Raw genomic sequence first — 20,185 nt, 5'->3', positions numbered from 1 at the left:
CGGGAAACGTGATGGTGGCCTTACAAACCAACGAAAGCGCAGCTCAGCCCGCCCGAAGAACTCCAGAAGGCCTGTCACCGAACAGATCCGGCTCGGTGGGCAGGACGCCGATCTCGCGCATCTGCTCCAGGTAGACCTGATACCGCCGGCGCGCCTCGCCGTGCCGTCCGGCCGCCCTGAGCGCCTTCACCAGCCGGACGTGCGCGCCCTCGTCGTAGCGGTCGAGTTCGAGCATCCGGACCAGGTACCCGACCTGCTGGTCGGGATCGCGCACGAGCTGCACCAACGCGCGGAGCACGGCGGTGTACCTGCCCCGCACCTCCTCGCGCACCTGGATCGCCCACTGCTCGTACGGTTCCTCTGCCAGGAACTCGCCGAGGTACAGCTCGTCCGCGGCGATCAGCAACGGCGACGCGGCCTGATCGCCCCGCCGGTGCGCCGCCAGCGCGGTGCTCGCGGCGCCGAGGAACGCCGCCACGTCGAGGTCCACCAGGGACAGGTCGAGCGACACCGTGTCCCGGTCGGCGACCAGCGGTTCGGCGTCGGCGGGCAGACCCGGCACGCACAGCACGGTCCGCAACGTCGACAGCAGCACGGAGAGCCGGTTCGCCGTGCGGTCCGACAGGTCGTCCGGCCACAACAGCTCCACCAGTTGCGGCCGTGGCATCGGCCGCCCGCTGTTGCCCGCCAGGATCTTCAGCAGATCCCTCGCCTTCTTCGACTGCCACAGCGCGGACGGCACCGGGACGCCGTCGCGCAGCACCTGGAACCCGCCGAGCGTCCGCACGACGATCCGCGCGCTCCTCGGCGCGCCGGCGCCGAGGACGTCGGCCATCGCGACGTCGGTGCGCACTCCCCGTGCCTGCACCGCGTTCTCGAACCGGGCCACGTCCACCCCGGTCAGCCGGGCCACCGCGAGTTCCGCGGTCGCCGCGCCCACCGGGTCGTCCGCCGCCCGCCACACCATCACGGCCTCGGCCAGCAACGCCTTCCGATCGGCCGAGGTCGCCGCCGCCAGTTGCAACGCGTCCGCGAGTCCCGCCTTGTCACCGCGACGGCCCGCCAGTGCCCGCGCGGTGGCCGCGTCCGCCCGCGCCGTCTCCCGATCGCCTGCCAGGACAGCGACCCAGCCGCGGGCGAGCAACGCGGGCACCTCCCGCAACCGCAGGACCTGGCTGGTGGCAACGGCTTGCTCCGCGAGCTGTCGAGCCCTGTCCGGGTCCTCGCCCGCCACGACCCTGGCGAGCGTCGCGCAGACGAGCGGATCGGTACCCGGCAACGCCATCGCCTCGTCCAACAACGCCTGAGCCTGGCCGGGCTCGCCCCGCCGGCGATGCACCTCGGCCCTGATCACCAGGTGGCGCGGGCACTGGCCGGCGTCGCGCAGAGCCTCGTCGAACCTCCCCAGCCTGACCGCGGCGAGCGCCCGGATGCCCAGGCAGTCCGGTTCGTGGCCGGTGAGACCCGCCTGCCTGCCGAAGACCAGCACTTCGTCGATCTCGGCCAGCGCCTGCGCCGGACCGGCCTCGCCCGCCAGGAACCACGCCCGCTCGGACCGGATCGTCAGCTCCAGCATCCGGCAGCCCGCCCGTCGTGCCCGGTCCACGGCCTGCCGGTAGTGCATCTCGAACGCCGCCCGGTCGCCGTCGAACCCGGCGAGCAGCCCGCAAGCCCTGCTGCTCCAGGCGAACGCGGCGTGGCCACCGCACCGGCGGGCCGCCTCGGCGCACCTGCCGGCCAGTTCCCGCGCCTTCTCGTGCCGGCCGGTCTCGCGGAACCAGCGCACGGCCAGCGACAACAGCCGCACCTCGTCCAGCGACGCGACGTCGTCGAACACCGTGCGCTCGAACACTTCGACGGCCTTGTCGGTCTGGCCGGTGAGGGCGTGCAGCTGCCCCATCCGCCACGACGACCTCACGGTGCGTTCGCCCGCCTGCTCGTAGCAGTGCAGCGACCCGAGCCAGTCGCCCTTGTGCTGCAAGGCGAAACCCCACACCAGGTACAGGCGGGAGTCGTTGATCTCCAGCTGTTCCAGGGCCGCGAGCACCGCGTCGGTGTCACCGCCCGCGACGATCCGCTCGTCCCTGCGCAGCAGCAGTTGTGCGACCAGGTCCCACTTCCGTGCCGCTACCAGGTGTCTGAGGGCTTCGGCGTGCGCACCGGTGCGTTCGCAGAACACGGCGGCCTTGACTCGGATCTCCGGGTCTTCGGTGTCGCGGCGCACCAGCTCCGCGATCGGTTCGAGGACGGTCCAGTCCGGGCCGTTCAGCAGACCGCGCCGGGCGAGTCCCCGGAGTGTCTCCCGGACGTCGGTGAACCCGAGCGCCACGCACAGCGCCGTGCTCACCCGGCCGAGCGTCGCGATGGCGCGCAACAGTTCCCGGTTCTCCTCGGGCTCGGCGGCCAGCACGGACGCCGCGAGTTCGTCCTCGCGGTGGCCCTCGCCGGTCAGCACCACGGCCGGTCCGGGATCGAACCCCAGCTCTCCGCGGGTCAGCAGCACCACGCTGAGGAGTTCCGGTCCGTGCAGGCACAACGACTCGATCAACCGGGCCGAGTCACCGCCCTCCGGCAGCACCCCGGCGTCGTCGACCACCAGCACGACGGGCTCGTCGAGGTGCGCGTCCAGCAGTCCGCGGATCAGGCTCGCGACCGTGCCGGCACCCTGGGCGGTGGTCGTGACGAGTTCCGCGGGAAGGCGCGGTAATCGCTGCCGCAGGGCGCGCAACAGGCCGCGCGACAGGCGTTCGAGCGAGGTGCCCGCGTCGGCCGCGTTCAGCCAGCAGGCACCTCGCGTCGCCGCCCACTCGGCGACCGAGGTCGTTTTCCCCCAACCAGGTCCCGCCTTCACCACGACCACCTTGTGGGCGGACGCGGCGTCGAGCGTCGCTGGTAACGCGGACCGCAGCATCTTCGAGCACCACTTCCTCGCCGTACAACCTGTCGGGAAGGAGTGCATCAATGCCTTGCATCCGTGCCGCATCGACGACCGATGCACGGATGTCGTGCCTGGTCAGCCCACTGACGCGATCTCGCGCACGACCGTCAGCGCCCTCGGTGCCTCCTGGCCGCAGACACAGCGCATGCACTCCGCGCCCGCATCACCCAGGTGTGCGCGAGGGTTCTCCGCGTCCACGGCACCGGCCGGGTACAGCGCGACCGCCCGCTCCCAGTGCGTGCGTGCCCAGTCGGGATCCCCCCGCCGGGCCGCGACGTGGGCGAGGCCCTCGTGGGCGCGCGCTCGCACCATCGGCAACGCGCCGGCCATCGCCAGTTCCTCGGCGTCCCACAGCAACGCCTCCGCCTCGCGCAACCGCCCGGCCGCGAGGCAGGTCTCCGCGAGTCCGTTCAGCGCGTCGCCCTCCGGTTCCCTCAGGTCCATGCGCCGCGCCGACTCCAGCGCCTCCCTGCCCACGGCCAGGGCGTCCGCGATCCGGCCCTGCCTCCGATACGTGACTCCCAGCCACGCCAGGGAAATCCCCTCACCGCGGCTCATGCCGATCTCCCTGCTCAGCCGCACGGCTCGTTCCAGTGCGACAACCGCCTCGGCGTCGCGTCCCCGGAGCTGGGCCAGCCAGCCGATGTTGATCAGCACGACCACCTCACCACCGACGTAGCCGCCCAACTGGTGCAGCGCGAGCGCGTCGCGGAACCGGGCATCGGCCTCGCGGTACCGGCCGAGGTTGCAGTCCACGAACCCGAGATCGATGGTCGAGTTCACCTCGGCCCGCTGGTCGTCGATCGACCGCGCGAGGGCGACCGCCTCGGCGAAGCTGGCCGCCGCGTCGTCGAGCATGCCCGCCTGCACCTGGGACGCACCGAGGTCTCTGAGACCGCCCACGGCCGCGGGCAGGTCGCCGAGCTCGCGGCTGATCGCGATGGCCCGGTCGAGGAACTCCAGCACCTCGCCGTGCCGGCCCGCTTCCCGCAGCGCGAACGCGATGTTCGTCAGGGCCATGGACTCGCCGCACCGATCGCCCAGCGCCTGCGCGGACTTCAAGGCGTTGCGGGACAGTTCGAGCACGCCGGAACGCAGTCCGACGCGGGTCAGGTAGGGGGTGAGCAGGCACGGCAGCTGCCACGCGTGCACGTGCCAGCCGTGCGCGCTCGCGTAGTCGGCCACCGCCACCATGTTCTTGTACTCGGCCCGAAGCTGCCGGACGTCGTCCTCTTCGGACGCCGAGGCGGGCAGTTCCGGTTCCCACGTGAGGCCGGTCTCGAAGCCGCGCCGGCCCGGCAGGCTGCGCCGGCCGCGCACGTCCGCCAGGTGCAGGTAGTAGTCGAACAACCGGCGGCGTGCGGTGTCCAGTTCGGACGGTGTGTCCGCCGCGTCGGCCAGGTCGCGGGCGCAGTCGCGCACGAGGTCGTGCAGGCAGTAGCGGTCGGACCGGCGCTGCATCAGCAGGTTGCACTCGACCAGTTCCTCCAGCACGTCCTGCGCGTCGTGGACCGGCACCCCCGCGAGCGCCGCCGCCGCGTACGCGTCGAAGTCGGCGCCGGGCACCAGGGCCAGCAACCGGAACAGCTCCTGCCTGTCCGCGGTGAGGTGGTGGTACGACAGCGCGAGCACGCCGGCCACGCTCAGGTCGTTCGCGGTGAACGCGCGGGCGCGGCGTTGCCGGTCACGCAGCTGCTCGGCGAGGTGGGCGACGCTCCACGGTCTTCGGCAGAACCGGGAGGCGGCGATCCTGATCGCCAGGGGAAGCCTGCCGCACAACGAGATCACGTCCGCGACCGCCTCCGGTTCCGCGTCCGCCCGCTCGGCGCCGGCGATCCGGCGGAACAGCGCCACCGCGTCGGCGGCGGGGAGCACGTTCAGCGACACCGGGACGGCGCCCTCGATCGACATGAGGTGGCACCGGCTCACGATCAGCACCACCGCGCCGGGCGCACCGGGCAGCAGTGGCCTGACCTGACCGGCGTCGGCCGCGTTGTCCAGCACCACCAGCACCCGCCGGTGCGCCGTCTCGGCCAGCCAGAGGTCGCGGCGCGCCGCCGGATCCACCGGGATCACCTCGGGTGACACGCCGATCTGGCGCAGCAGCGACTCGAGCGCGGCACCCGCGGCCATCGGTGGCGTGTCCGCCGTGAACCCGCGCAGGTCGACGTAGCAACGCCCGTCCGGGAAGCGGCCTTCCAGCCGGTGCGCCACGTGCACGGCCAGCGCGGTCTTGCCGATGCCGCCCATGCCCTCGATGGTGACGATCGCGGGCGTCCGCGTGCCGATCGCCTCGACCAGGCAGTCCACTTCGGACTCGCGGCCGGTGAAGTCGGGGATGTCGAACGGCAGCGACGAGCGACTGGCCCGCGCCACCGGTCGTTCCGGTTCCCGCCTCGGTTCGGCGCGGAGGAGTTCGGCGTGCAGGCTCCGGAGTTCGGGACCGGGATCCGCGCCCAGTTCCGCGGCCAGCACCCGCCGTCCCTGCTCGAACACCGTCAGCGCGTCGCCCCGGCGTCCTGCGCGGTCCAGCGCGCGCATCAGCGTGGCGCGCAACGACTCCCGCAGCGGGTGCTCGGCCACCTGGCCCGTGAGCTCGCCCAGCAGCGAGGCGACCTCACCCAGTTCCAAACGCAGTTCCGCAAGTCGTTCGACGGCCTGGAGCCGTTGTTCGCGCAGTCCTTCCGCCGCCGCGTCGATCGACGCCGAGCCGAGCCCGGCCAGCACGGGACCTCGCCACAGGTCGAGCGCGCTTTGCAGCAGCGCCACCGCCTGTGCCGGCGTGCCCTCCCGTGCGGCCACCTCGGCGGCGCGGACCTGGGCCTGGAACAGATCCGCGTCGAGGCGCCCGTCCGGCAGGTCGAGGCGGTAGCCGTGGGTGCTGGTGGTCAGCCGGCCGCCGCCCCTGGTGACGACGCGGCGCACCGCGGCCGCCGCGTTGCAGACCTGACGGCGTGCGGTCTGCGGCGGGTCCTCCCACAGTTCGTCGATCAGCCGGTCGAAGGACACGACGGTGCCCGTGCCGAGCAGCAGGAGCGCCAGCAGCTTCTGCTGACGTTCTCCGCCGAGCGCGACGGGGCGCCCGGCGGACCGCAGTTCCAGCGGGCCCAAAATGCGATAATCCATTCGGACGCACGCTTCCATCTCGGAGTACGACGGTGGAGCCGGCGGAGACACCAGTGGCACCGCAGCAGTGATATGAGATATCACCTTTAAGAGTCGGCATGAGGCGGAAAGATACGCCCGATTCCCTGTACCGATTCAGTGTCGCGTGGAATCACGCAGAGCAGCCAGTCGCACACGCCCCGTTACCAGTTGACGAAGTGGACAAACGCTGCCATATTCCCTCCGCAGTGACGAGGGAGGGAGGTTCCTCGTCGCATCCAGGAGGGGATCAAGAAAGATGAGACGGGCCGGTTTTTTTGGCGCGCTATTGGCTGCCGTGGCACTTGTCGCCGTGACCATCGCGAGTTCCGCGTCGGACGTTCAACCCACTGATTCAGGAAACAGGACCGCACTCATCATCGGGCCTTGTACGACAGGCGAGTGCTGACCGACCGGGATATCCGGTCCGATGTCCGCTGAAATGGATTCCCAGGCCCGTGCCGCGAAAGGCATGGCCTTCACCGGCGCCGCACTCGGAGTACTTCTCCTCGCGACCACGGCCGCCCAGCTGCCCGCCGATGTCGTCGGGCAACGAACAGCCGCCCAGCGGGAGATCTTCCGGTTGTTCTGGCCGCAGGGAATGAAGCTGTTCACCAATGCGGCGGGGCGTGAGTTCACGGTCGCGTACCACCACGACGAATCCGCCGGCACGTTCGTCCCGATCACCCGGACCGCGGGTGACCGGGACTACCTGGCGGGCCTCGACCGGGGGTCGTACGCCGACCTGACCCGGCTGCTGGCCACCGCGGACGAGCTTCCCGGCGAGTACTGGCAGGACTGCGCGGCGGCGACCGTCTCCGGCTGCGCCGCCGTTCTCTCCCAGGCCCCGAGAGTGACCTTGACCAGCTATTTCTCTGCCGGGACGCCCTGCGGTCCGACGGTGTTCGCGATCGAGCGCCCCAGCAGGGACACCTCGACGCGGCACGTCGTCCGCGTCGCCGCCGTGGACCTCACGTGCGCACCCCGGTAGCCCGCGCGCTGGCGTTCGAACCCAGGACGCCGGCGTTCGGCATCGCCCGTTCGCTGGTCGCGATCGCCGAGTTGACCGTACTCGTGTTCACCTCGGACACCGACCTATTCCCCGTTGTGCCGAATGGACCAACAGGTCCTCGCTGCGATGGCCTGCGGGCCCTTTCGCTCTGGTGCTTCGACTCGTCGGCGGCCGCTCTGACAATGTCCCGGCTCGTGACGATCGCCGCACTCGTGCTCGCCGCATCGGGTTACCGGCCGCGCTGGACGTGCATTCCGCACTGGTACGCCACCTTCAGCCTGGCGGCCGCGATCCACGTGCCCAACGGGGGCGAGAACGTGGCGCGGTTCCTCACTCTGCTGCTGATCCCGCTGTGCCTCGCCGACGATCGGATCTGGCATTGGAGACGCCCCGCCGCCCCCATGCCGGAGTGGTCACGAGGCAGCGCCTACGTCACGCATCTGACAATCCGACTGCAGGTCGTGATCGTCTACGGACAGGCGGTCTGGATCAAAGCCGTGGAGCCCGAATGGCGTGACGGCAGCGCGATGCACCATGTGATGCAGGACGCGTATTTCGGAGTCTCTTCCGAACTCGCGGGGTTTCTGGAATGGAACGTTCTGACAACGTCGGTCACGTGGGGCACGATCCTGCTCGAATCGGCGATCGTGGTCTGCGTCGTCGGAAATTCGAGACTGCGCCGCATCGGCCTGGCACTCGCCGTTGTGCTGCACGGCGGCATCGTCCTCGCGCTCGGCCTCGTGAGCTTCGGACTGGTGATGATCAGTCTCGTGGCAGCGGCGAGCAGTGGCCGTTCGGAGTTCCCAGAGCCCGCACCGCCGCGGCGATGAGCTCCGACGGCGAGCCGGTGCCGTACGGGGACGGGATCTCGCGCAGCGCGGCCCGATGCCCCTCCACGTCGTCCAGCCACGCCAGCACCGACTCGCCCACCAGCGGGCCGGGAGGAACGAGCGTGCCGAACGTGCCCTCGATCTCCGGCCGTTCGGTGCTGCGCCGCACGACCACGACGGGCCGCTTCAGCACGCTCACCTCCTCCTGGATGCCGCCCGAGTCCGAGACGATCACCGCGGATCCGTGCGCCAGGGCCAGGAAGGTCCGGTACGGCTGGGGTTCGATCACCTGCAGGCCGTGCAGCAGGCGGTCGAGACCGAAGGCGGCGATGCGTTGCGCGGTACGCGGGTGCAGCGGCAGCACGACCGGCAGTGGCAGCTGGCCGAGCTCGCGCAGAATGGTCTCCAGGTTGCCCGCGTCGTCCACGTTCTCCGGGCGGTGGATCGTGGCGAGCACGTAGCGGTCGGGCTTGAGGCCGAGGTCGCCCAGGACCACGTCCTCCTCGTCCGCGGACGGCAACGCGTGCGCCAGCGCCTCCACGACGGTGTTGCCGGTGACGGCGATGCGGCCGTCGGCGACACCCTCGGCCAGGAGGTTGGTGCGGTTCAACGACGTCGGCGCGCAGCAGAGGTCGGAGAGGTGGTCGATGAGCACGCGGTTGTGCTCTTCCGGCATCGCGCGGTCGTAGCTGCGCAGGCCCGCCTCCACGTGCACCAGCGGCACGTCGCAGGCGTTGGCCGCCAGCGCGCCGGCGAGCGCGGAGGTGGTGTCGCCCTGCACGATCACGGCGGCAGGGCGTTGCGCGGCCAGCACCTCGTCCACGGCCGAGACGGCGCGGCCGAGCTGGTCGCCCCGGCGCAGGCCGCCCAGCCGCAGTTCGTGGAAGCCGCCCGGTTCCGGCACATCGCGGCGGATGAGCGAGTACATCGAGCGGTCGTAGTGCTGGCCGGTGTAGATCATGGTGCACGCGCTGCCGAAGTGTTCGACGAGCGGCGCGAGTTTGATCAGTTCCGGCCTGGTGCCGCAGACGATCGTCACGATGTTCGTTTCCCGCACCGCGGCAAGGTACTTCATCGATCTTGACGAATCCGGGCGAATCTCGCACACGTTCACCCGAAAGAGTTGCCTGGGATATCGCTCGAAAGTGTTGCCGCACAAGCGTGTCGTAGTGTCCGCGCTCATGTCCGGTCATCTGGCACTTGCGGTGTCCACCGTGCTCTACGGCCTGGGGATAGTCGCGCAGACCGTCGCCGCGAAGAGGGCAGGCGTTCGTCCCGGCGCCGGCCTCGGGCTGCTCGCCCGCCTCGCCTCGGATCGCTTGTACCTGCTGGGTTTCACCGGTCAGGTCGGCGGTTTCCTGTTCGCGTTCCTGGCTCGCGGGGAGCTGCCCCTCTACCTGGTGCAGGCGGGGTCGTCGTGCGCGGTCGGCCTGGCCACCGTGATCGGCGTGCTGCTGCTCGGCTGGCGGATCCGGCGCGTCGAGATCGCGGTGCTGGTGGTGATGGGGTGCGGTCTTCTGCTGCTGACGGGTGCGGCGGCGCCGTCCACGGCCCGTGAGCTTCCGCTGGTGCCGGCGTTGGTCGTGCTGGGACTGCTGACGCTGGCGGTGCTTCCGCTGGCCAGGGCGTTCAGGAGCGCGACGCCGGTGCTCGCCGGCATCGCGTTCGCCGTGGTCGCGGTGGCCGCGCGCAACGTCGCCGGCAAGCCGGTGCTCGACCTGGTGCTGCACCCGCTGACCTGGCTGATGGTGATCGCCGCGTTCGTCGGGCAGGCCTGTCTCGCCACGGCGTTGCAACGTGTTTCGGCCACGTCCGCGGTGGCGTCGATGGACGCGACCACCGTGGTGATCGGTTCGGTGGCCGGGCTCGCGCTGATGGGCGACCAGATCGCGGCCGGGCGTGAGTGGTGGGTCGTGCTGGGCGTGCTGCTGGTGGTGTCCGGCGTGCTGGTGCTCGGCCGTGCCTCGAAGCCCGCTGCCGAACTGGTCTCCGCCAGAGGCGAGCGATGAAGCCCGTCGCCAGTGTCTCGCTGGATCTCGACAACCTGTGGGCGTATCTGCGCACGCACGGCGACTCGCGGTGGGAGAGCAGGCCGAGTTTCCTGCCGTCCGCGGTGCCGCGTCTGCTGGACGTCTTCGGCGAACACCGGTTGACCACCACGGTCTTCGTGGTCGGCGCGGACGCGGAACGCGACGACGGCGCCGAGGCCGTCGCGTCGATCACCGCGGCCGGGCACGAGATCGCGAACCACTCGTTCTGGCACCAGCCGTGGCTGCACCGGTTCTCCGACGAGGAGGTCGAGAAGGAGGTCCTGCGCGCCGAGGAGGCGATCATGACCGCCGGTGCGCCGAAGCCGATCGGGTTCCGCGGTCCCGGGTACAGCGTCACGCCCGCGTTGCTCGACGTGCTCGCGCGGCGTGGTTATCGGTACGACGCCAGCGTTCTGCCGACGTGGATCGGGCCGCTGGCCCGCGCTTACCACAACCGGACGGCGGGGTCGACCGACGGCGGCGAGGACCTGTTCGGTGGCTTCGGCAAGGTTCGCGCGCCCAACACCGCGTACCGCTGGCGGGGCAACGGGATGATCGAGCTGCCGGTGACGACGATGCCGTTGCTGCGGGTGCCGATCCACGGCGCGTACCTGTTGCAGCTGCACCAGATCTCGCCCCGGCTGGCCCGCGGGTACTTCCGCACGGCGTTGCGGTTGTGCCTGGCGCGCAACGTCTCCCCGTCGTTGCTGCTGCATCCGACGGACGTGCTCTCGGGTGCCGAGGCGCCCGGGATGGAGTTCTTCCCCGGCATGGCCCTGCCGGGAGCGACGAAGGTCGAGCTGCTGGGCTGGGTGTTGTCGTTGCTGCGCAAGCACTTCGACGTGGTCGGCACCGGCGAGCACGTCGAGCGGGTCGCGGGGTCCCGGCTGCGCGAACGGGATCCGGTCGCATGTGGCTGACCGCCCTGCTGCGCGTCCTCGCCTGCGGCACGGTGGCGCTGGCCCCGCTGGAGGGCTATCTGCTGCAGGTGCACGGGCAGTCGGCCAAGGTCGTGCCCGCGCTGCTGATCGGTGTGTGGCTGTTCTCGCTCTACCGGCAACGGCGGCTGCCCGCGCCTCATCCGCTGCACCTGCTGATCGCGTTGCTGGCGGTGGTGCTGCTGGCCACGTCCGCGGTGCACGAGGCCGAGCCGTTCACGCTGGAGTACCTGGTGCGGTGGGTGCCGTTCCTGGTGATGACGGTGGTGCTCGCCGACGTGGCCGCGCGGGAGGTGCCGGTCCGCGCGCTGCTCGCGGCGACGGTCGCCGGTGCGGTGGTGGCGGCGACGGGCGGGCTGGTCAGCGTCGTCGGCGGCTCGTTGCGCGCCACCGGGCCGTTGGAAGACCCCAACGACCTGGCGTTCTTCCTCGTGGCGGCGCTGCCGTTGCTGGTCGCGCTGCCCGCCAAAGGCCGGTATCGGTTCGTGTTGTTGTTGCTGGGCGCGGTGTTGCTGGCCGGTGCCGCGGCGACGTTCTCCCGTGGCGGCGGCATCGCGCTGGCCTGTGCGCTGGTGTGGCTGATCGCGCGGCGCGGGCTGCCGGTCCGCGCGGTGGTCGTCACCGCGGCGGTCACCGGTGTGGCGGCGCTGGTGTTCGCGTCGACGGCCCAGGCCGAGCTGTCGCGGGCGTTCCAGGAGAAGAGCCACATCGCGGGCACCAACGCGGACACCAGGATGCTGCGCTGGCAGGCGGCGTCGCGGATGCTCGCGGACAACCCGGTGCTCGGCGTCGGCCCCGGGGGGTTCCGCCAGGAGTACGCGGCGGCCGGGCACAACGCGGAGATCGACGAGCAGACCCCGGTGGCGCACAACCTGTTCCTCGAAGTGGCCGCCGAGCTCGGGGTTCCGGGGTTCGCGTTGCTGATCGGGCTGATCGCGGTCGGTTTCGTGTCCGCTGAACGGGCGTTGCGGCGGGTGGCGGACCGGCGTGAGGCCGTGGCCGTGCAGGCGGCGCTGATCGCCGTGCTGGTCGCCTCGATCTTCCTGTCCGAGCAGTACTACCTGCCCCTGTGGTCGCTCGTCGCCCTCGCGGTCGCGATCGAGCGGCGTTCTCTTGAGGAGAGTCGATGCGCGTCCTCCACGTGATCAGCGAGATGGGTGCGGGCGGCGCGGAGGCGCTCGTGGCCGGCATGGCGCTCGCGGGCGGTGACGTCGGCTGGGAGTCCGCGGTGGCCAGTGGTGGCGGGTTCCGCGTCGACGCGTTGCGCGCCGCCGAGATCCCTGTCTTCGACGTGCCGGTGGCGCGCCGTTCTGCGCTGGGTGTGCTGCGCGCGGCGTGGGCGGTGCGGGTGGCCGTGCGCCGGTTCCGGCCGGACGTCGTGCTGGCGCACAACGTCTCCGCGTCGCTCGTCGCTCGCCTTGCTTCGCCGCGACGGCCTGTCGTGACGGTGTTCCACGGGGTGGCCTCAGCCGACGTGCCTGGTGCCGTGCGGGTGTTGCGGCGGGTGTCGACCGTCGTCGTGACCGTCACCTCGGCCCATCGGTTGTCCGGCCTCTCCGTGGTCGTGATCCCGAACGCGGCCTTCCCGTCGGTGCCTTCGGCGGACCGCGCGACCGTGCGGGCCCGGCTCGGCACCCCGCTCGACGTGCCCGTCGCTTTGTGCCCGGCCCGCCTGGAACCGCAGAAGCGGCACGACGTGCTGCTCGACGCGTGGGCCCAGATCCCCGGCGACGCCGAACTGTGGCTGGCGGGCGACGGCAGCCTGCGTTCGTCGCTGGAGTCCTCTGCCCCTGCTCGCGTCCGCTTCCTGGGCACGCGCACCGACGTCCGCGACCTGCTCGAGGCGGCGGACGTCACCGTGCTCACCAGCGACTGGGAGGGCATGCCGATCGCACTCCTCGAGTCGCTGGCGGCGGGCCGTCCGATCGTCGCGTCCGATGTGGACGGAGTGCGCGAGGTCCTGTCCGGCGGCGGCGGAGTCCTGGTGCCGCGCCGAAACCCGGCGCGGACCGCGAAAGCGTTGCGCGGCCTGCTCCACTCCCCCGCCGCGCGTTCGGTGGCCGCCTCTCACGACGGCTCTGCCGACGCGCACACGTTGATGAAGTCCTACGACGAACTGCTTCGTACCGTCCTGGAGGGACGATGAAGGCTCCGAGAGCTGCACTAGAGGGCCTGCTGGCCGCCGTTGTGGTCGGCGCCGCCGTCCTGCTGGCCGTCGCCCTGCGCGACGGCGTGACCGAGGGCAGACTCACCCTGCTCGCCACCCCGTCCGCCACCGACAGCGCCCAGTTCGGCGAGGTCACCTCCCTCGCCACCCCGGCCGTCGTACAGCTGGTCCGCAGCCCGTCCGTGCTGGACGTGGCCGCTGCCGCAGCGGGCACGACCCCGGACCGCCTGTCCGACGCCATCGCCGTCGAACTGGTCCCCGCCTCGGGCGTCGCCCGGATCTCGGTGCGCGCCGACTCGGCCGCCCACGCCTCGGCCGCTGTCACCGCCGTGGCACAGGCCGTGATCGAAGCCGACCTGCTGGCGCCCGCCGCCAAGTTCCGGCTCATCGACCCACGCCCCGAGACCACCCGGGTGACGCCGGACTGGCGCCTCGCCACGGGCCTCGCCCTGGTGGCGGCGGTGATCGCCGGGGTGGCCGTCGTGGCGTTGCGCCGGCTGCGCGGCAACACCGTGCGGGTCGCGCTCGCTGGTGCGGGCGTCACGCACCCGGTCGTCGTCGCTACCGGCGATGATCCTGTTCTGGTCGAGCGTCTGACGGCGTTGTGCGTGGCGGCGGCTCGGCCCGTGCGGGTGCTGGCGGTGAGTCCGTCGTTGGTGGAGCGTGCCGAGGCGCTCGCGCGGTCGTTGCCGGACAAGGCTTCCGAGCCTGGGGACGGGACGGCGGTGATCGCGGTCGCGTCGGAGGATCGAGCGCGGCGCCACGACCTGGCCACGGCTCTCGCGGTGCTGCCCGCCTCGTCGGTGCTGGTGGCGGTGGTGCTGGCGTGATCGCGACGTCCAAGGACACGGCGCTGGACTCCGGTCTGGCTGCCTCGGCCGTTCCGGAGTTGTCAGACCCGCCTGAGACGACAGGAGTGGGGGCCGAATCCCCCCTGGGGGCCGGTCAGTCCGAATCGATCCGGTTCGCGACCGTGCTCACGGTGGCGGGTCTGACAGCGCTGGCGGCACTCGCCGCGGTCGCCGCGGTGGCGGTAACTTCGGTCGTGCTGGCGGTGGTGCCGGAATGACGAACTCACCCTGCCGAAGCGCTCTCGTGCGCCGCAACGACCTCCCGGCCGCGCTCACCACGGCCGCCCGCCTCACCTCACTGGCCGTGCTCGCCGCGCTGGCCGCGACCTCGGTCCTGCTGGAGGCGGCGCGATGATCACCACCACCAACCGGGCCGCGCTGGCCAAGACCATCGGCGTCGCCCTCGTCGCCCTCGCAGGCGTGCTCAGCGCGGTCCGTGCCCTCAGGCCGTCGTGGGAAGTGCCGCTGCCCACCGAGGCGAACCTGCCCGAAGAACGCATGCAGGACTTCCGGGACGCGCTGTACTTCCCCATCCGCGAGTTCCTCGACGGCGGCAACCCGTACGACCCCGCGGTGATGTTCGAGCACTGGCCGGTGCGGCAGAACTTCAACCTCTACCAGCCCTATCACCTGATCCTGCACCTGCCGTTCGCGCTGCCGGAGTACCGGGTGGGCGCGGTGGCGTTCGCGTTGGCGTGCCTGGTGCTTCTCGTCGGCCTCGCGGTCATGGCCGCCGGCAGGGCACGGCTGCCGATCGTCGCCGGCACCGTCGTGATCAGCACGCTCCTGGTGACCAGTCAGGTCGGCAAGGCGCAGATGTACGTCGGGCAGGTCAACCCGCTGATCGCGGTCGGCGCGGCCGGGGCGTTGCTGCTGCGCACCAAGAGTCCGGGCTGGGCCTCCGCGGCGCTGGCGCTGGCCTGGTTGAAGCCGCAGTTCGGGCTTCCGCTGGCGTTGTTGCTGTTCGTGCGGGGTGACCGGAAGGTCGCGCTCCTGGGTACGGCGGTCGCCGCGCTGGCCAGTGTGCCGGTGGCCGGGTTGCTCATCGCCCGAGGCGGGGTCGGCGAGTTCCTCGACGTCATCAAGCGGAACCTGGAGTGGGCCAGCAGCACCGGCTACGGCGCCGTCGACTCCATGACGGCGCAACGGGTTGACCTGCCGGCGGTGTTCTTCCGCACCACCGGGTGGTTGCCGCCCGCGGCGGAACTGCTGGCGTTGTGCGGAGTGCTCGCCGCAACGGCGCTGCTGGCGCGCAAGCTCGACCGCACGGAGAACGGGTCCGAGGCGGCCGACCTGCTCACCTGTCTCGGCATTGTGGTCGCGCTCGTGCACCAGCCGGGCGACGTGTTGATCGCGGTGCCCGCGATGGTGGCGTTGGCCGTCGTGTGCTGGCGGCGGAGGAAAGACGGTCACTGGCGGTGGGCCGGAGTCGCGACCCTCCTGCTCGTGGTTCCGTTCGCGCATCTCTACTTCGTCGACACGGTCATCAAGAACACGCTGGGAGCACGGGCAAGCGTGACGCTGGACGGGGTCGCGGTCGTGGCGGCCTGGGTGGTCCTCACCGCGTTCGCGATACGACACGTGCGGCGCAGCGCATGACCGACGTGGCGGTGCGGGGGTCGTTGTGGCTCTTCGCGGTCAACCTGGTGAGCAAGAGCAGCCAGATCGTCGTGACCCTCGCACTCGCCCTGTTCCTCACGGAAGCCGACCTGGGCGCGGTGGCGCTGGTCGTGTCGGTCGTCAACATCGGCCAGGTCATCCAGGCGATGGGCGTCTACGACATCGTCAGCCGCACCGCCCTTGACCCGCGAAGGACGGCGGGGACCGTGCTCACGATGAGCATCGCGGCCGGGGTCGCGCTCACCGCGATCATCGTCATCGCCGCCGGGCCGATCGCCTCCGCGCTCAACGCACCGCAGGCCGAAGGGATGTTGCGGCTCGCGGCGCTCACCCTGCCGTTCACCGCGGCGGGCGGGGTGCAGATGGCGTTGATGCACCGCAACCTCGACTTCCGGCGCCGCATGCTCCCCGACGCGGGCGGCATGCTCATCGGCGCCGTTGTCACGGTCAGCCTGGCAGCCAACGGAACCGGGCCCACGGCGCTGGTCCTCGGTCTGCTCTGCACCGCGGTCGCCCAACCGGTGCTCGCCGCCGTCGCCGGAGCGCGGATCCGGCCTGGCTGGGACCGCGAGGCCGCGACGGAGGCGACGAAGTGGCTCGCGGTCGTCGGGCCCGGCGCGTTGATCGCGGTGTTGCTGATCAACGTCGACTACCTCGCGATCGGGCACGTCCTCGGGCCAGAGGCTGTCGGCGGGTACAGCCTCGCCTTCCGCATCGCCTGGGTGCCGTACATCATGATCGCGGTCGTGCTGGGCGGCGTGCTGTTCCCGATCTGCGCCGAGCTGGTCCGAAATGGACAGAGCAGCCGGCTTCCGGCGACGCTGAGAAGATTCACCATCGCGACCCTCGTCATCACCGGCGGTCTGTACGTCGTCACGGCACTGTCCGCGCACGGCATCGTGGTCCTCGGCGAGCAGTGGGCGGACGCGGCACACATCCTGGTCCTGCTGTGCGGCTACGGACTCGGCCTGAGCCTGCTGCACGTCTGGTACCAGGTGATCAGGGCCGCCGGACACGCCCGCCAGTACCTCGCCCTCGAAGCCAGCCACCTCGTCGCCCTGCTGACTGCGCTCGCGTTCACCACCGAACTCGGCCCCCAGGCAGTCGCCCTCACCCAACTCGCCGTGGTCTGGGTGCTGGTACCGGTGACCTGGCTCGTCCTGGCCCGCAACGGCCTCGCGTTCCCCCTCCCGCTCCGCGCGACAGCGAGCGTCATCGGCGCAGCAGCACTGTGCCTGGCCATCAGCACCCTCCTGCCGGAGAGCAAGAACATCGCGGGACTCGTCGCCACCGGCCTGGTCCTGCTCGCCACCTACTGCGTGATCACCCTCCCCCTGAACCGCACCGTCCTCATCGGACTGAAGGAGCGCGCGTGAAGATCGTCCACGTGACGCAGCCGGTCGAGGCCGGAGTCGCCGTCGTGGTCCTGAACCTCGCCCAGGCCCAGCGGCAACGAGGCTGGGACGTCAGCATCGCCTGCCCGGACCGAGGCTGGCTCGCCCGAGAAGCGACCAGAGCCGGAATCCCGCTCCACCCCTGGCAAGCGACCCGCACACCAGGGCCGAGCACCGCCGCGGAACTCCGCAAGATCCGCAAGATCCTGCGAGACCGGAAACCGGACGTCGTCCACCTGCACAGCTCCAAGGCCGGCCTGGCGAGGCTCGTCCTGCGCGGCCGCACCCCGACGATCTTCCAGCCCCACCTGTGGTCGTTCCGCGTCGCCACCGGACTGCTCAGCCGAGCCTGCCGGTTCTGGGAGGCAAAGGCTTCACGCTGGACGACCGTGCTCCTGTGCGTCAGCGACGACGAGCTGAAAGCCGGCCGCGTGGCAGGAGTGACCGCACGGGCCCAGGTCGTCTGCAACGGCGTCGACACCCAACGCCTGGCCCCCCAACAGAAAACCCACGACACCCCCACTGCGGTGTGCGTAGGACGACTGGCCCACCAGAAGGGCCAGGACCTGCTGCTCGAAGCCTGGCCCGACGTGCTCGCGAAAGTCCCGGACGCCGAACTCCTGATAGTCGGCGACGGCCCGATGGCAGCACAACTCCAAGCCACCCCGACCCCGAACACCCGCTGGCACGGCCACAGCGACAAGGTCGAGGACTTCTACGCCGAAGCCGACGTCGTGGTCCTGCCGTCCCGCGCCGAAGGCATGGCGCTGGTGCCGCTGGAAGCCATGGCCTGCGGACGCCCGGTGGTCGCGTTCGACGTCGAAGGCGTCGAGCAAAGCCTCGGCGACGCGGGCGAGGTCGTCCAGGCCGGCGACGTGAAAGCCCTGGCGCAAGCGATTGCGCTCCGGCTGGCCGACCCGGAACTCGCGGCCGCGGAAGGAAAACGCGGCAGGCAGAGGGCCGAGACCCTGTTCGACCGCGACCGCATGGCGGACCAGATCGTGACGCTCACCGAGACCCTGGTCTCCGAGGAAGGACGACGATGACACGGATCGCCTACCTGCTCACCCAGGACAGCGGTGGCCCGGTGGACGTGACGGTGCGCCTGGCCGCCGCCCTGGCCAAGTCGGGTGACGCCGAGGTGCGCGTGTTCGGCCCGCGGCCCCGGCGCGGCGCGGAGCTGATCGACCCGTTCTTCGAAGAGACCCTGGTGATGCGCAAGGGGGACATGGCCGCCGCACGGCAGGCGCGCGCCGCCCTCAAGGCCTGGCGCCCGGACGTCGTGCACGCACAGGATCGCCGGTCCGGACTGGTCAGCGCCGCGCTCGCCACCACCGGCACCAAGATCGTGCACACCTACCACGGCGTGCCCGACGACGTGGCCGAGCCGTGGTTCCGCAACGTCCGGGGCGCGACCCCTCCCCCGCCCTACACCAGGGCGGTGCTGGCCGCCGACGCCGCCGTCGCCCGCGTGGTGCACCGGACCGTCGTCCCCGCCAGGGAGATGGGCCGGTTCCTGCGCGAACGGCTCTACGTGCCCCCGCACCGCATGACCCACATCGACAACTGCGTCGAGGTCGGCACCGCGAACCCGCCCACGAAGCCCGTGCGCAAACTGGTGTTCGTGGGCCTGCTCGTCGAACGCAAGGGTCTGCTGAACCTGTTGGACGCCCTGGAGACCACCATGCCGGAAGACGCGACGCTGACGGTCGTCGGCGACGGCCCGCTCAGGCTCCAGGCAGAGGGCAGGGTGACGCGCCGGGGCCTCGCGGACCGGGTCGAGTTCCTGGGATTCCGCAGTGACGTCCCCGAACTGCTGCTGGAGCACGACGCCCTGGTGCTGCCGTCCACGATGGAGCAGCAGCCGCTCGTCGTCGCGGAGGCGATGGCCGCGGGCAAACCCGTCGTCGCCACCGACACCGGCGGCGTCGCGGACATGCTGGGCGTCCCCGGCGACGACTGCCCGAAGCCCGGCGACGTGCCCGCACTCGCGGCACGACTACAAGAACTGTTCGCCGACCCCGACCCCGCGAGCACCGGACAGCGGCTCGCCACGAGGGCGCGGGAGCGGTTCACCGCCGAGGTCTGCGCGCGGCGGCACCTCGACCTCTACCGCAAGCTCACCGCTTCGGACCGTTGACCAGCACGACGGCGTCGGCCGACGGCAGGTCGAGCCGGTCGGGCACCACCTCGCCCTTGAGCGTCACGAGACCCGGCGGAGGAGTGAGGAGCACGGAGGTCTTCGTCGGGTTCACGGCCACCCAGCCGCCCGAGTAGCGGCGGTTCCACACCCCGCTCGGCAGGCGGTTGGCCGTCTCGACCGCCTCGCCGAGCCGCGCGTCCTGGTACAGCGACCAGTACGGGTTCTTGTAGTCCGGCTCGGCCCTGGTCCAGCACGTGTGAGGGCTCGCGAGGAGCGCGGCGGTGGCGTACCCGACGCGTTCCTCCTTGTCCGACTTCGTGTGCGTGATCAGCAGCAGCCAGGACTCGCCGAGCGCGGCCTGGGCGCGCTGCTCCTTGAACTGGTTGCCCTGGAACGTGATCAGCTCGCCGGTGCCGTCGTCGCCCTGCAGGCCGAAGTTCTCCTCCATCGCGCCCGCGTACCGGGAGTGCGCCGACCACCGGCCGGGTGTCAGCTGCGACTCCGACACGTTGGGGATGAGCATCTTCCCGGACTTCTCCAGGGCGTCACCGGTGAGCTGGAGCATGCCGTCGAGGCCGTCGCGCAGCAGCCGGTCCGACCCCGCGGCGTCGGCGGTGCCGGCGATGATCGACTGCGAGTAGTACCGCAGCGAGCTGAAGTCGTTGTCCGCCAGCACGCCGTCCCAGCCCTCGCGCAGCACCTCGCCGACCACGGCGTCCGCCCACGCCTTCTGGTAGGCCGGGTCCCACACCGTCATCTGCCAGTGCTTCGGGTAGCCGTCCCACTCGATGCGCTGGCCGAGCGTGCTGATCGCGAACCACCCCGGCTGCTTCTGCTCGGCGGCGACGTAGCCGACGCCGGTGGGCAGGTACCGGGCGTCGCGGTCGCCCTCGACCGCGCCGTAGTAGTTGCGGGTGCTGGAGAAGTCCTTGTACACCAGCACTTTGACCCTGGGGTTCAGCTCGTGCAGCTTGCGCATCGCTGAGGTCTCCCACGCGTTGAGCACGACGACGTCGTAGTGCTTCGCGGCGGCCCGGATCTCCCACGACGAGGGCGAGTCGCCGATGCCGTACCACCACGCGCAAGGCGCCAGCGGCTTCGGCACCGGCCCGGTGATG

17 protein-coding genes are annotated in these 20,185 nt (G+C 71.2%); 13 read left to right on the top strand and 4 right to left on the bottom strand.

Annotation, left to right across the window (positions count from 1 at the left end; all coding sequences use genetic code 11):
- Positions 1–43 precede the first annotated feature (43 nt).
- Positions 44–2,911, bottom strand: a complete 2,868-nt coding sequence (locus ACIQF0_RS02770) for a BTAD domain-containing putative transcriptional regulator (protein ID WP_401023749.1) — start codon at positions 2,909–2,911, stop codon at positions 44–46.
- 102 nt (positions 2,912–3,013) lie between these two features.
- Positions 3,014–6,064 carry a BTAD domain-containing putative transcriptional regulator gene (locus ACIQF0_RS02765; RefSeq protein WP_401023747.1) on the bottom strand — a complete coding sequence of 1,017 codons (3,051 nt, stop codon included), beginning with the start codon at positions 6,062–6,064 and terminating at the stop codon, positions 3,014–3,016.
- Positions 6,065–6,512: 448 nt separating this feature from the next.
- Here ACIQF0_RS02765 and ACIQF0_RS02760 point away from each other — a divergent pair, with 448 nt between their 5' ends.
- Complete coding sequence (locus ACIQF0_RS02760) at positions 6,513–7,073, top strand: hypothetical protein (RefSeq protein WP_401023746.1); 561 nt, start codon at positions 6,513–6,515, stop codon at positions 7,071–7,073.
- A 71-nt stretch (positions 7,074–7,144) separates the two neighbouring features.
- Entirely contained in the window at positions 7,145–7,924 is a 780-nt protein-coding gene (locus tag ACIQF0_RS02755; RefSeq protein ID WP_401023745.1) for a hypothetical protein, read from the top strand.
- Here the strand turns inward: ACIQF0_RS02755 and wecB are convergent.
- On the bottom strand, positions 7,857–8,981 hold the full coding sequence (wecB, locus tag ACIQF0_RS02750; protein WP_401023743.1) for a non-hydrolyzing UDP-N-acetylglucosamine 2-epimerase: 1,125 nt from the start codon (positions 8,979–8,981) through the stop codon (positions 7,857–7,859). The genes ACIQF0_RS02755 and wecB overlap by 68 nt on opposite strands.
- Positions 8,982–9,105: 124 nt before the next feature.
- On the opposite strand from wecB, the gene ACIQF0_RS02745 reads away from it, so the two are divergent.
- Genes ACIQF0_RS02745 through ACIQF0_RS02695 form a run of 11 tightly spaced genes read left to right on the top strand, consistent with a single transcriptional unit; the run spans position 9,106 to position 19,064 of the window.
- Positions 9,106–9,933, top strand: a complete 828-nt coding sequence (locus tag ACIQF0_RS02745) for a hypothetical protein (protein ID WP_401023741.1) — start codon at positions 9,106–9,108, stop codon at positions 9,931–9,933.
- Positions 9,930–10,874, top strand: coding sequence for a polysaccharide deacetylase family protein (locus ACIQF0_RS02740; protein WP_401023739.1), 945 nt, complete (start codon positions 9,930–9,932; stop codon positions 10,872–10,874). Before ACIQF0_RS02745 ends, ACIQF0_RS02740 begins: the two co-directional genes overlap by 4 nt.
- On the top strand, positions 10,865–12,037 hold the full coding sequence (locus ACIQF0_RS02735; RefSeq protein WP_401023738.1) for an O-antigen ligase family protein: 1,173 nt from the start codon (positions 10,865–10,867) through the stop codon (positions 12,035–12,037). Before ACIQF0_RS02740 ends, ACIQF0_RS02735 begins: the two co-directional genes overlap by 10 nt.
- Complete coding sequence (locus ACIQF0_RS02730; RefSeq protein WP_401023736.1) at positions 12,019–13,038, top strand: glycosyltransferase; 1,020 nt, start codon at positions 12,019–12,021, stop codon at positions 13,036–13,038. Before ACIQF0_RS02735 ends, ACIQF0_RS02730 begins: the two co-directional genes overlap by 19 nt.
- Positions 13,035–13,889: a hypothetical protein gene (locus ACIQF0_RS02725; protein ID WP_401023735.1), complete on the top strand. Its 855-nt coding sequence runs from the start codon at positions 13,035–13,037 to the stop codon at positions 13,887–13,889. Before ACIQF0_RS02730 ends, ACIQF0_RS02725 begins: the two co-directional genes overlap by 4 nt.
- Entirely contained in the window at positions 13,886–14,128 is a 243-nt protein-coding gene (locus ACIQF0_RS02720) for a hypothetical protein (RefSeq protein WP_401023734.1), read from the top strand. Before ACIQF0_RS02725 ends, ACIQF0_RS02720 begins: the two co-directional genes overlap by 4 nt.
- A complete protein-coding gene (locus tag ACIQF0_RS02715) occupies positions 14,125–14,265 on the top strand; it encodes a hypothetical protein (protein ID WP_401023732.1) in 141 nt (46 codons plus the stop codon). Before ACIQF0_RS02720 ends, ACIQF0_RS02715 begins: the two co-directional genes overlap by 4 nt.
- Positions 14,262–15,509 carry a glycosyltransferase family 87 protein gene (locus ACIQF0_RS02710; RefSeq protein ID WP_401023730.1) on the top strand — a complete coding sequence of 416 codons (1,248 nt, stop codon included), beginning with the start codon at positions 14,262–14,264 and terminating at the stop codon, positions 15,507–15,509. Before ACIQF0_RS02715 ends, ACIQF0_RS02710 begins: the two co-directional genes overlap by 4 nt.
- Positions 15,506–16,906, top strand: coding sequence for an oligosaccharide flippase family protein (locus ACIQF0_RS02705; RefSeq protein ID WP_401023728.1), 1,401 nt, complete (start codon positions 15,506–15,508; stop codon positions 16,904–16,906). The genes ACIQF0_RS02710 and ACIQF0_RS02705 overlap by 4 nt, the downstream gene beginning before the upstream one ends.
- Positions 16,903–17,970, top strand: coding sequence for a glycosyltransferase family 4 protein (locus tag ACIQF0_RS02700; RefSeq protein ID WP_401023727.1), 1,068 nt, complete (start codon positions 16,903–16,905; stop codon positions 17,968–17,970). The genes ACIQF0_RS02705 and ACIQF0_RS02700 overlap by 4 nt, the downstream gene beginning before the upstream one ends.
- On the top strand, positions 17,967–19,064 hold the full coding sequence (locus tag ACIQF0_RS02695; RefSeq protein WP_360030931.1) for a glycosyltransferase family 4 protein: 1,098 nt from the start codon (positions 17,967–17,969) through the stop codon (positions 19,062–19,064). The genes ACIQF0_RS02700 and ACIQF0_RS02695 overlap by 4 nt, the downstream gene beginning before the upstream one ends.
- Here the strand turns inward: ACIQF0_RS02695 and ACIQF0_RS02690 are convergent.
- Positions 19,045–20,172 (bottom strand): putative glycoside hydrolase family 15 protein, encoded by a 1,128-nt coding sequence (locus ACIQF0_RS02690; protein WP_360030932.1) that lies wholly within the window; start codon positions 20,170–20,172, stop codon positions 19,045–19,047. The genes ACIQF0_RS02695 and ACIQF0_RS02690 overlap by 20 nt on opposite strands.
- Between the last annotated feature and the right edge of the window lie 13 nt (positions 20,173–20,185).

Origin of the sequence: Lentzea sp. NPDC092896, from assembly GCF_044754905.1 — a bacterium.
Lineage (GTDB): Bacteria > Actinomycetota > Actinomycetes > Mycobacteriales > Pseudonocardiaceae > Lentzea.
This window is presented reverse-complemented; position numbering and strand designations above follow the sequence as displayed.

Coding starts and splice junctions, on each gene's coding strand:
- ACIQF0_RS02730 (WP_401023736.1), top strand. CDS start 12,019: ATGCGCGTCCTCCACGTGATCAGCGAGATGGGTGCGGGCGGCGCGGAG.
- ACIQF0_RS02735 (WP_401023738.1), top strand. CDS start 10,865: ATGTGGCTGACCGCCCTGCTGCGCGTCCTCGCCTGCGGCACGGTGGCG.
- ACIQF0_RS02745 (WP_401023741.1), top strand. CDS start 9,106: ATGTCCGGTCATCTGGCACTTGCGGTGTCCACCGTGCTCTACGGCCTG.
- ACIQF0_RS02770 (WP_401023749.1), bottom strand. CDS start 2,911: ATGCTGCGGTCCGCGTTACCAGCGACGCTCGACGCCGCGTCCGCCCAC.
- ACIQF0_RS02725 (WP_401023735.1), top strand. CDS start 13,035: ATGAAGGCTCCGAGAGCTGCACTAGAGGGCCTGCTGGCCGCCGTTGTG.
- ACIQF0_RS02715 (WP_401023732.1), top strand. CDS start 14,125: ATGACGAACTCACCCTGCCGAAGCGCTCTCGTGCGCCGCAACGACCTC.
- ACIQF0_RS02765 (WP_401023747.1), bottom strand. CDS start 6,064: ATGGATTATCGCATTTTGGGCCCGCTGGAACTGCGGTCCGCCGGGCGC.
- ACIQF0_RS02740 (WP_401023739.1), top strand. CDS start 9,930: ATGAAGCCCGTCGCCAGTGTCTCGCTGGATCTCGACAACCTGTGGGCG.
- ACIQF0_RS02705 (WP_401023728.1), top strand. CDS start 15,506: ATGACCGACGTGGCGGTGCGGGGGTCGTTGTGGCTCTTCGCGGTCAAC.
- ACIQF0_RS02710 (WP_401023730.1), top strand. CDS start 14,262: ATGATCACCACCACCAACCGGGCCGCGCTGGCCAAGACCATCGGCGTC.
- ACIQF0_RS02695 (WP_360030931.1), top strand. CDS start 17,967: ATGACACGGATCGCCTACCTGCTCACCCAGGACAGCGGTGGCCCGGTG.
- ACIQF0_RS02760 (WP_401023746.1), top strand. CDS start 6,513: ATGTCCGCTGAAATGGATTCCCAGGCCCGTGCCGCGAAAGGCATGGCC.